This window comes from Mycobacterium sp. E796 (genome assembly GCF_001672815.1).
Taxonomy (GTDB): Bacteria; Actinomycetota; Actinomycetes; order Mycobacteriales; family Mycobacteriaceae; genus Mycobacterium.
The window spans coordinates 1-9838 of sequence record NZ_LZKK01000215.1 but is presented as its reverse complement, the minus strand read 5'-3'; the positions used below and the strand labels follow the sequence as shown (position 1 = coordinate 9838).

Genomic DNA, 9838 nt, shown 5'->3' with positions numbered 1-9838 from the left:
CAGCTTGATCCGGCCGCTGGCCTGGTTGAAGACGCGATGAAATGCGAACTCGATGCCCGCGATGGTGGTGGGCTCGCTTGAACCGACGGCCGCTTCCAGTGCTTTGTTGATGCGGTCCAGCTCGTCGATCTCGGCGTCGGTGATGTGGTCGGTTGCCGCGGCGGCCACTGCGCCGGGCGCAGCTTTCCGACGAGGTTGCGGCCCACCTGCGCGCGGCGATCATGTCCGGGACGTTGCGCCCGGGCACGTTCATTCGCCTCGACGAGACCGCGGCCGAGCTCGGGGTCAGCGTCACGCCGGTGCGTGAGGCCCTGCTGAAGCTGCGCGGCGAGGGCATGGTGCAGCTGGAACCGCACCGCGGCCACGTCGTGCTGCCGCTGAGCCGGCAGGACATCGAGGACATCTTCTGGCTGCAGTCGACCATCGCCCAGCAGTTGGCCGCCGCGGCAACCGACCACATCACCGACGCCGAGATCGACGAGCTGGACCGCATCAACAAAGCACTGGAAGCGGCCGTCGGTTCAAGCGAGCCCACCACCATCGCGGGCGTCGGCTTCGCATTTCATCGCGTCTTCAACCAGGCCAGCGGCCGGATCAAGCTGGCGCAAGCGGTGCCTGAGGTAAAGGGGAGACAGCAGTTGACCGCGCAATTGGCCAATCTGACTCATGCCACCGAGCAGCCGTACCTGGCGCGGCGGCAGAACTGGGTCAACCAATTGGAGCGGCACGCGCTGATGCAACCGACCGCGACGGCGCTGCGGTTCCTCGGCAACACGGTCACCTGGCAGGGCCTGCACGACCGGGTCACGGCGCTGGCCGATGCGCTGAGTCGCCGGGGCGTCGGCTTCGGCGACCGGGTCATGATCCTCATGCTCAACCGCCCCGAATTCGTCGAGTCGGTCCTGGCCATCAACTCGCTGGGCGCCATCGCGGTCCCGCTCAACTTCCGGCTCACCTCGGCCGAGATCGTCTTCCTGGTCGAGGACTGCGAGGCCCGGGTGTTGATCACCGAATCGGTGCTCGCCCCGGTGGCCACCGGGGTACGCGACATCCAGCCGATGGTCGACACCATCGTGGTCGCCGGCGGCTCGAGCAACGACGACACGACCGGCGTGTTCGGCTACGAAGACCTCATCAACGAACCCGGCGACCCGCATGAGCCGGTCGATATCCCGAACGATTCGCCGGCGCTGATCATGTACACCTCGGGCACCACCGGCCGGCCCAAGGGCGCGGTGCTGACCCACGCCAACCTGACCGGCCAGACGATGACCGGCCTGTACACCATGGGCGCCGATATAAATAGCGACGTCGGTTTCGTCGGTGTCCCGTTCTTCCACATCGCGGGCGTCGGCAACATGCTGACGTCGATGTTGCTCGGCATCCCCACCGTGATCTACCCGCTGGGGGCGTTCCAACCGGGCCAGCTGCTCGACGTGCTGGCGGCGGAGAAGGTCACCGGACTGTTCCTGGTTCCGGCGCAGTGGCAGGCGGTGTGCGCCGAGCAGCGGGCGCGCCCCCGCGATCTGAGGTTGCGCGTCATGTCGTGGGGGGCCGCCCCGGCGACGGACGCGCTGCTGCGGGAGATGTCCGCGACGTTCCCCGGGACCCAGATACTGGCCGCCTTCGGCCAGACCGAGATGTCGCCCGTCACCTGCATGCTCCTCGGCGAAGACGCGATCCGGAAGCGCGGCTCGGTGGGCAAGGTGATCCCCACGGTCAGCGCGCGGGTGGTCGACGAGAACATGAACGACGTCCCCGTCGGCGAGGTCGGCGAAATCGTCTACCGCGCACCGACGTTGATGAGCGGCTACTGGAATAACCCCCAGGCCACCGCGGAGGCCTTCGCCGGTGGTTGGTTCCATTCCGGGGACCTGGTCCGGATGGACGAGGACGGCTACGTCTGGGTGGTGGATCGCAAGAAGGACATGATCATCTCCGGCGGCGAGAACATCTACTGCGCCGAGGTCGAGAACGTTCTCGCCGGCCATCCCCAGATCGTCGAAGTCGCCGTCATCGGCCGGGCCCACGAGAAGTGGGGCGAGGTGCCGATCGCGATCGCTGCGGTCGCCGGCGAGCGGCTGCGGCTGGAGGACTTGGGCGAGTTCCTGGCCGATCGACTCGCCCGATACAAGCATCCGAAGGCGCTCGAGATCGTCGATGCACTGCCGCGCAATCCGGCCGGAAAGGTGCTCAAAACTGAGCTACGGGTTCGCTACGGGGCCGTCAATATCAGTGAATGCGGTTCCGCGGCAAGGGATTTGACCGCGCGAGGGGAAGGCTGATGGACACTGTAACGTTTGCCCGCTGTTGACGAAGGGTTAATTGTGCGGATGCAGTTCACACGCTCAAGACCATCGGGTACATTCCTGTGGTCTCCGTTACTACTTGCGGGTAGGGAGCCGATGGTCACAGACACATGGTCGGGGCGAGCTGGGGGTGCCACCGACCGCGGGACGGAGAGGGGGCGGCGCGTGCGATTCGTTTCGCTGCGAACCCCCGGGGCGCACGAGGTCGAGGTGAGGGGGAGCCGGTGACTTCGACGACGGATCGTCCACACCTGGTCGGCTACCTGCGCGACCAGTTGGAGACGCCGCTGACGCTCATCGGTGGATTCTTCCGGATGTGTGTGCTGACCGGTAAGGCGCTGTTCCGCTGGCCCTTCCAATGGCGCGAATTCGTCCTGCAGTGCTGGTTCATCATGCGGGTGGCTTTCCTGCCGACCATCTTCGTCTCGATCCCGCTGACCGTGCTCTTGATCTTCACCCTCAACGTGCTGCTGGCCCAGTTCGGCGCCGCGGACCTGTCCGGTGCGGGCGCCGCTATCGGCGCGGTCACCCAGCTCGGGCCGCTGACCACGGTGCTGGTGGTCGCCGGCGCCGGATCCACCGCGATCTGCGCGGACCTGGGTGCGCGCACCATTCGCGAGGAGATCGACGCGATGGAGGTGCTCGGCATCGACCCCATCCACCGCCTGGTGGTGCCCCGGGTGATCGCCGCGACGCTGGTCGCCACGCTGCTCAACGGGCTCGTGATCACCGTCGGGCTGGTGGGCGGCTACCTGTTCGGGGTGTACCTGCAGAACGTGTCGGGCGGCGCCTACCTCGCGACCCTGACCACCATCACGGGCCTGCCGGAAGTGGTCATCGCGACGGTCAAGGCCGCCATGTTCGGGCTCATCGCCGGCCTGGTCGGCTGTTTCCGCGGCCTGACCGTGCGCGGCGGCTCCAAGGGCCTGGGCACCGCCGTCAACGAAACCGTGGTGCTGTGCGTGGTCGCGCTGTACGCGGTCAACGTGGTGCTGACCACCATCGGTGTGCGATTCGGAACGGGGCGCTGACATGTCGATCGGCACCGTGACGCGGGGCGTCCATCCCCGCTTGGTCGAGAATCTCAGCCGCTACGGGGGTGCCTTTGGCCGCGGGCTCGACGACATCGGGCAGATGGCCTGGTTCGGCGTGGTGGCCCTCGGGCACATCCCGCACGCGCTGCGCAACTACCGCAAGGAGACCCTGCGGCTGATCGCCCAGATCGGCATGGGCACCGGCGCGATGGCCGTCGTCGGCGGCACCGTCGCGATCGTCGGCTTCGTGACCCTGTCCGGCAGTTCGCTGGTCGCCATCCAGGGATTCGCCTCGCTGGGCAACATCGGCGTCGAGGCGTTCACCGGCTTCTTCGCCGCGCTGATCAACGTGCGCATCGCCGCGCCCGTCGTCACCGGCATCTCGATGGCCGCCACGGTCGGCGCCGGCGCCACAGCGGAGTTGGGGGCCATGCGGATCAGCGAGGAGATCGATGCGCTGGAAGTGATGGGCATCAAGTCGATTTCGTTCCTGGCGACCACGCGCATCATGGCCGGGCTGGTGGTGATCATTCCGCTCTACTCGCTGGCGATGATCATGTCGTTCTTGTCCCCGCAGATCACTACGACGGTGATCTACGGCCAGTCGCACGGCACCTACGAGCACTACTTCCGGACGTTCCTGCGCCCCGACGACGTGTTCTGGTCGTTCGTGGAGGCCATCCTCATCACGGCCGTCGTGATGATCACCCACTGCTTCTACGGCTACAACGCCGGCGGCGGCCCCGTCGGCGTGGGAGAGGCCGTCGGCCGGTCGATGCGCTTTTCGCTGGTGTCGGTGCAGGTTGTCGTCTTGGCCGCCGCGTTGGCGCTCTACGGCGTCAACCCCAACTTCGCGTTGACGGTGTAGCCATGACCAACCCAGGCGCCCCAGGAAAGGTCAACCCGCCCCGCAACCCGCCGTACAAGTTGGCCGGGGTCGCGCTGCTCGTCGCCGCCGCCGTGGCACTTGTCCTGGTGTTCGGGCAGTTCCGTGGCGACTTCACCAAGAAGGAACACCTGACGATGGTGGCCGCCCGGGCCGGCCTGGTGATGGACCCCGGCTCGAAGGTCACCTACAACGGGGTGGAGATCGGCCGGGTGGCCAACATCTCGGAAATCGTCAAGGACGGCAAGCCGGCGGCCAAGTTCAACCTGGACGTCTACCCGCGCTACCTCAAGCTGATCCCGGCCAACGTGAACGCCGACATCAAGGCCACCACGGTGTTCGGCGGCAAGTACGTGTCGCTGACGACGCCGAAAAACCCTTCGCCGCAACGGATCACGCCGCAGACCGTGATCGACGCCCGCTCGGTGACGACGGAGATCAACACGCTGTTCCAGACCATCACCGAGATCGCGCAGCAGGTGGACCCGGTGAAGCTGAACCTGACGCTGAGCGCCGCCGCGCAATCGCTGGCCGGGCTGGGCGACCGGGTCGGGCAGTCGATCGTGAACGCCAACGCGATCCTGGATGACGTCAACCCGCAGCAGCCCCAGGTCCGTCACGATATCCAGGCGCTGGCCAATCTCGGCGACACCTACGCCAACGCGGCGCCGGACCTGATCGACTTCCTCGACAAGTCGGTGATCACCGCGCGCTCGATCAACGCGCAGCAGAAGGACCTGGATCAGGCGCTGTTGTCGGCCGCCGGGTTCGGTAACACCGGCGCGGACATCTTCGAGCGCGGCGGGCCGTACCTGGCGCGCGGGGCCAAGGACCTGGTGCCGACGGCCGAGCTGCTCGACACCTACAGCCCCGAGCTGTTCTGCACGGTCCGCAACTACCACGACATCGAACCCGTGGCCCGCACGTTCCTCGGCGGCAACGGCTACTCGCTCAACGCCGACACGAAGCTGCTCTCCGGGCTGGGCCTGCTGCTCAACCCGGTTTCGGCGATCACCCTCGTCGGCCTGATCGGGATCTTCGCGCTACCCACCCAGGGACTGGCGGGCCTGGGCAACATCGCCACGCTGATCGGCGGGGCGCCCAACCCGTACATCTGGCCGGAGAACCTGCCCCGGGTGAATGCCCGCGGCGGACCGGGGGGCGCGCCGGGTTGTTGGCAGCACATCACCCATGACCTGTGGCCCGCACCCGAGTTGGTGATGGACTCCGGCAACAGCATCGCGCCGTACAACCACCTCGACACCGGTTCGCCGTATGCGATCGAGTATGTCTGGGGCCGCCAGGTAGGGGATAACACGATCAACCCATGAAAATCACCGGTACCATCGTCCGACTCAGCATCTTCTCGCTGGTGCTGCTGGTCTTCACTGTGATGATCGTCGTGGTCTTCGGCCAGATGCGGTTCGACCGCACCAATAAGTACTCGGCCGAGTTCACCAACGTCAGCGGGCTGCGGCAGGGCCAGTTCGTCCGCGCGTCCGGGGTGGAGATCGGCAAGGTCGACTCGGTGAAGCTGGTGGACGGCGGCAGGCGGGCACGGGTGGACTTCAACGTCGATCGCTCGATCCCGCTGTATCAGTCGACGACGGCGCAGATCCGCTACCTCGACCTGATCGGAAACCGGTACCTGGAGCTCAAACGCGGCGAGGGCGAGGGCTCCGAGAAGGTGCTGCCGCCGGGCGGATTCATCCCCGCGTCGCGGACGTCGCCGGCGCTTGATCTCGACGCGCTGATCGGTGGGTTCAAGCCGCTGTTTCGGGCGCTGGACCCGCAGAAGGTCAACACGATCGCGACGGCGCTGGTCACGGTGTTCCAGGGTCAGGGCGGGACCATCAACGACATCCTCGACCAGACGGCGCAGCTGACCAACCAGCTCGGCGAGCGCGACCAGGCGATCGGCGAGGTGGTCAAGAACCTGAACATCGTGCTGGACACCACGGTTCGGCATCGCCAGCAATTCGATCAGACCGTCAACAACCTGGAGGTCCTGATCACCGGGCTGAAGGGCCACAGCGAGCAGTTGGCGGGCGGGACCGCGCACATCAGTAACGCCGCCGGTACGGTGGCCGACCTGCTGGCCGAGGACCGGGGGCTGCTGCACAGCACGCTGAATTACTTGGACGCCGTCCAGCAGCCGCTCATCGACCAGCGCGAGCAGCTGAACGATTTCATCCACAAGGTGCCGACCGCGCTGAACATGATCGGGCGCACCATCGGTTCGTACGGTGACTTCGTCAACTTCTACGCCTGCGACATCACGCTCAAGATCAACGGGTTGCAGGCCGGTGGTCCTATTCGGACGGTCAGGCTCTTCAACCAGCCGACGGGCAGGTGCACGCCGCAATGAGAACGCTGGAACCCCCCAACCGGGTGCGCATCGGCGTGATGGGCATCCTGGTGACGCTCCTGGTCATCGGCGTCGGCCAGAGCTTCACGAGCGTGCCCATGCTGATGGCCAAGCCGCACTACTACGGGCAGTTCACCGACTCCGGCGGTTTGACCAAAGGCGACAAGGTGCGCATCGCCGGCTTCGATGTCGGCAAGGTGGAGAGCCTCGACATCGACGGCGACCACGTCCTGATCAAGTTCAACATCGGCACCGAAAGCATCGGCACCGAGAGCCGGCTGGCGATCAAGACGGACACCATCCTGGGCAAGAAGGTCCTCGAGATCGAGAACCGGGGAACCAAGCAGCTGCGACCCGGGGACTCGTTGCCGATCGGTCAGAGCACCACGCCCTATCAGATCTATGACGCGTTCTTCGACGTGACGAAGGCCGCCAGCGGGTGGGACATCGACACGGTCAAGCAGTCGTTGCACGTGCTTTCGGAGACCATCGATCAGACCTATCCGCACCTGAGCGCCGCGCTTGACGGGGTGGCCAAGTTCTCCGACACGATCGGCAAGCGCGACGAGCAGATCAAGCACCTGCTCGCCCAGTCCAACCAGGTGGCCAGCATCCTGGGTGACCGCGCCGACCAGGTCGACCGGTTGCTGGTGAACACGAAGATCTTGCTGGCCGCTTTCAACGAGCGCGGCCAGGCCATCAACGCGTTGCTCGCGAACATCTCGGCCTTCTCCGAACAGATCAAAGGGTTCATCAACGACAACCCCAACCTGAACCACGTGCTCGAGCAGCTGCGCACGGTCAGCGACATCCTGGTCCAGCGCAAGGACGACCTCGCCGCCGGTTTCACCGAGGTCGGCAAGTTCCTCCCGTCGCTTAATGAGGCGATCGCGTCGGGGCCGTTCTTCAAGGTGGTGCTGCACAACCTGTTCCCCGGTCAGATCGTGCAGCCGTTCGTCGATGCGGCGTTCAAGAAGCGCGGCATCGACCCGGAGAACTTCTGGCGCAGCGCGGGTCTGCCGGAATTCCGGTGGCCCGACCCGAACGGCACCCGCCAGCCGAACGGCGCGCCGCCGCCGGCGCCGCCGGTGCTGGAGGGCACGCCCGACCACCCGGGTCCGGCCGTCCCGCCCGGGTCGCCGTGCTCGTACACGCCGGCGAACCCCGGCGGCAACGTCACCGTCGGCGACGAGGGTCTGCCGCGGCCGTGGAACCCGTTGCCGTGCGCGGGCGCCGGCATCGGTCCGTTCGGTGGGGTCGGCTTCCCGGCGCCGGTCGACGTCCAGACGTCGCCGCCCAATCCCGACGGCCTGCCGCCGACCCCGGGCATCAACATCGCGGGGCGCCCGGGTGACCCGCCGCCCAACGTTCCGGGCACCCCGGTGCCGCTGCCGACCCAGGCGCCGCCGGGTGCGCGCACCGAGAACCTGGGACCGGCCGGCCCGACACCGCCCCCGTCGACGTTCGCGCCGGCCCTGCCGCCCGGACCGCCGGCACCGCCCGGGCCGGGGATCCAGCTGCCGGCGCCGTTCATCAACCCCGGCGGCACGGGAGGTAGCGGCATCACGGGAGGTAGCCAGAATTGAGCACCATCTTTGATGTTCGCAACATCCGGCTGCCGAGGCTGACGAGGACGTCGGTGATCATCGGCTCACTGGCGATCGTGCTGGCCCTGGTTCTCGGGTACGCCGGCTGGCGGCTGTATCAGAAGCTGACGAACAACACCGTGGTGGCCTATTTCCCGGCCGCCAACGCGCTGTACGCCGGCGACAAGGTGCAGATCATGGGGCTGCGGGTGGGCGCGATCGACAAGATCGAGCCGGCCGGCGACAAGATGAAGGTCACCTTCCACTACCAGAACAAGTACAAGGTGCCGGCCAGCGCGTCGGCGGTGATCCTCAACCCCACCCTGGTGGCGTCGCGCGCGATCCAGCTGGAGCCGGTCTACAAGGGCGGCCCGGTGCTTGCCGACAACGCGGTGATCCCCGAAGACCGCACCCAGGTGCCGGTGGAGTGGGACGAACTACGCAACAGCGTCACCAACATCATCTCCAAGCTGGGACCCACACCCGAGCAGCCCAAGGGTCCGTTCGGCGAGGTCATCGAGTCGTACGCGAACGGGCTGGCCGGCAAGGGCAAGGAGTTCAACACGACGCTGAACAGCCTGTCGCAGGCGCTGACCGCGCTCAATGAGGGTCGCGGCGACTTCTTCGCGGTGGTGCGCAGCCTGGCGCTGTTCGTCAACGCGCTGCACCAGGACGACCGGCAGTTCGTCGCGCTGAACGAGAACCTGGCTGATTTCACCGGGCGGCTCGCGAGCTCGGACGGCGCCCTGGCCGACGCGATACAACAGTTCGACGGCCTGCTCAAGACCGTGCGGCCCTGGCTGGACCAGAACCGCGAGGTGCTGACCCACGACGTCAACAACCTGGCGACGGCGACGAACGCGCTGCTGCAACCGGATCCGCTGAACGGGCTGGAGACGGCGCTGCACGTGCTGCCGACGGCGGCGGCGAATATCAACCAGATCTATCACCCGACGCACGGTTCGGTGGTGGCCGTCCCGGCGATCACCAACTTCGCCAACCCGATGCAGTTCATCTGCAGCTCGATCCAGGCCGGCAGCCGGCTGGGTTACCAGGAGTCCGCCGAGCTGTGCGCGCAGTACCTGGCGCCGATCCTCGACGCGATCAAGTTCAACTACCTGCCGTTCGGTCTGAACGTCGCCAGCACGGCCGAGACGTTGCCCAAGGACGTGGCCTACTCCGAGCCGCGCCTGCATCCGCCGGACGGATATAAGGACACGACGGTCCCCGGCATCTGGTCGCCGGACACGCCGACGTCGCACCGCAACACCCAACACGGGTGGATCGTGGCCCCCGGCATGCAGGGGCAGCAGGTGGGACCGATCACCGCGGGCCTGATGACCCCCGAGTCGCTGGCCGAACTGATGGGCGGGCCCAACATTCCGCCCGTGCAGTCGACGCTGCAGACCCCGCCCGGGCCGCCCAACGCCTACGACGAGGGCCCCTCGCCGGTGATCGGTCAGAACCCGCCGCAGGTGCCGATACCCCCGCCGCCGCCTGGGCCCGAGGTGGTCCCGGGTCCGGTCGCTCCGACGCCCGCGCCGGTCGCGGCGCCGGCGCCCAACGCCGGCGGACCGCCGGCGGCGGCCGGCCTCGGAGGTGGGCAGTGATCGGGGGGATGAGGCTCCTTCGGCGTCGGGCCTGGCAGGGCTTGG

The 9838-nt window shown here is 67.1% G+C and carries 8 protein-coding genes and 1 pseudogene; 8 read left to right on the top strand and 1 reads right to left on the bottom strand.

What is annotated here, in order from left to right:
* Positions 1-168 (bottom strand): FCD domain-containing protein (locus tag A5706_RS16115; RefSeq protein ID WP_369831882.1); only part of this gene is annotated, 168 nt, incomplete at its 3' end.
* Here A5706_RS16115 and A5706_RS34795 point away from each other — a divergent pair.
* The 8 genes and pseudogenes from A5706_RS34795 to A5706_RS16080 form a co-directional block, all read left to right on the top strand.
* A pseudogene (locus tag A5706_RS34795) lies at positions 153-359 on the top strand (GntR family transcriptional regulator); the annotation flags it as partial. The gene A5706_RS16115 and the pseudogene A5706_RS34795 overlap by 16 nt on opposite strands.
* Positions 336-2285, top strand: coding sequence for a fatty-acid--CoA ligase FadD5 (gene fadD5, locus A5706_RS16110; RefSeq protein WP_082964429.1), 1950 nt, complete (start codon positions 336-338; stop codon positions 2283-2285). The pseudogene A5706_RS34795 and the gene fadD5, both read left to right, overlap by 24 nt.
* A 248-nt stretch (positions 2286-2533) precedes the next feature.
* Complete coding sequence (locus A5706_RS16105; protein ID WP_067157750.1) at positions 2534-3340, top strand: ABC transporter permease; 807 nt, start codon at positions 2534-2536, stop codon at positions 3338-3340.
* A gap of 1 nt (position 3341) precedes the next feature.
* Positions 3342-4211 carry an ABC transporter permease gene (locus tag A5706_RS16100; RefSeq protein ID WP_068132346.1) on the top strand — a complete coding sequence of 290 codons (870 nt, stop codon included), beginning with the start codon at positions 3342-3344 and terminating at the stop codon, positions 4209-4211.
* Positions 4212-4213: 2 nt separating this feature from the next.
* Positions 4214-5560 (top strand): MCE family protein, encoded by a 1347-nt coding sequence (locus A5706_RS16095; protein ID WP_068132345.1) that lies wholly within the window; start codon positions 4214-4216, stop codon positions 5558-5560.
* Entirely contained in the window at positions 5557-6597 is a 1041-nt protein-coding gene (locus A5706_RS16090; RefSeq protein ID WP_068132344.1) for a virulence factor Mce family protein, read from the top strand. Before A5706_RS16095 ends, A5706_RS16090 begins: the two co-directional genes overlap by 4 nt.
* On the top strand, positions 6594-8183 hold the full coding sequence (locus tag A5706_RS16085; RefSeq protein ID WP_068132342.1) for a virulence factor Mce family protein: 1590 nt from the start codon (positions 6594-6596) through the stop codon (positions 8181-8183). The genes A5706_RS16090 and A5706_RS16085 overlap by 4 nt, the downstream gene beginning before the upstream one ends.
* A complete protein-coding gene (locus tag A5706_RS16080) occupies positions 8180-9793 on the top strand; it encodes a virulence factor Mce family protein (protein ID WP_068132340.1) in 1614 nt (537 codons plus the stop codon). The genes A5706_RS16085 and A5706_RS16080 overlap by 4 nt, the downstream gene beginning before the upstream one ends.
* Positions 9794-9838 lie beyond the last annotated feature (45 nt).

Excerpts from the sequence above, each read along its gene's own strand:
- fadD5 (WP_082964429.1), top strand. The coding sequence starts at position 336 with ATGGTGCAGCTGGAACCGCACCGCGGCCACGTCGTGCTGCCGCTGAGC.
- A5706_RS16100 (WP_068132346.1), top strand. The coding sequence starts at position 3,342 with ATGTCGATCGGCACCGTGACGCGGGGCGTCCATCCCCGCTTGGTCGAG.
- A5706_RS16095 (WP_068132345.1), top strand. The coding sequence starts at position 4,214 with ATGACCAACCCAGGCGCCCCAGGAAAGGTCAACCCGCCCCGCAACCCG.
- A5706_RS16090 (WP_068132344.1), top strand. The coding sequence starts at position 5,557 with ATGAAAATCACCGGTACCATCGTCCGACTCAGCATCTTCTCGCTGGTG.
- A5706_RS16085 (WP_068132342.1), top strand. The coding sequence starts at position 6,594 with ATGAGAACGCTGGAACCCCCCAACCGGGTGCGCATCGGCGTGATGGGC.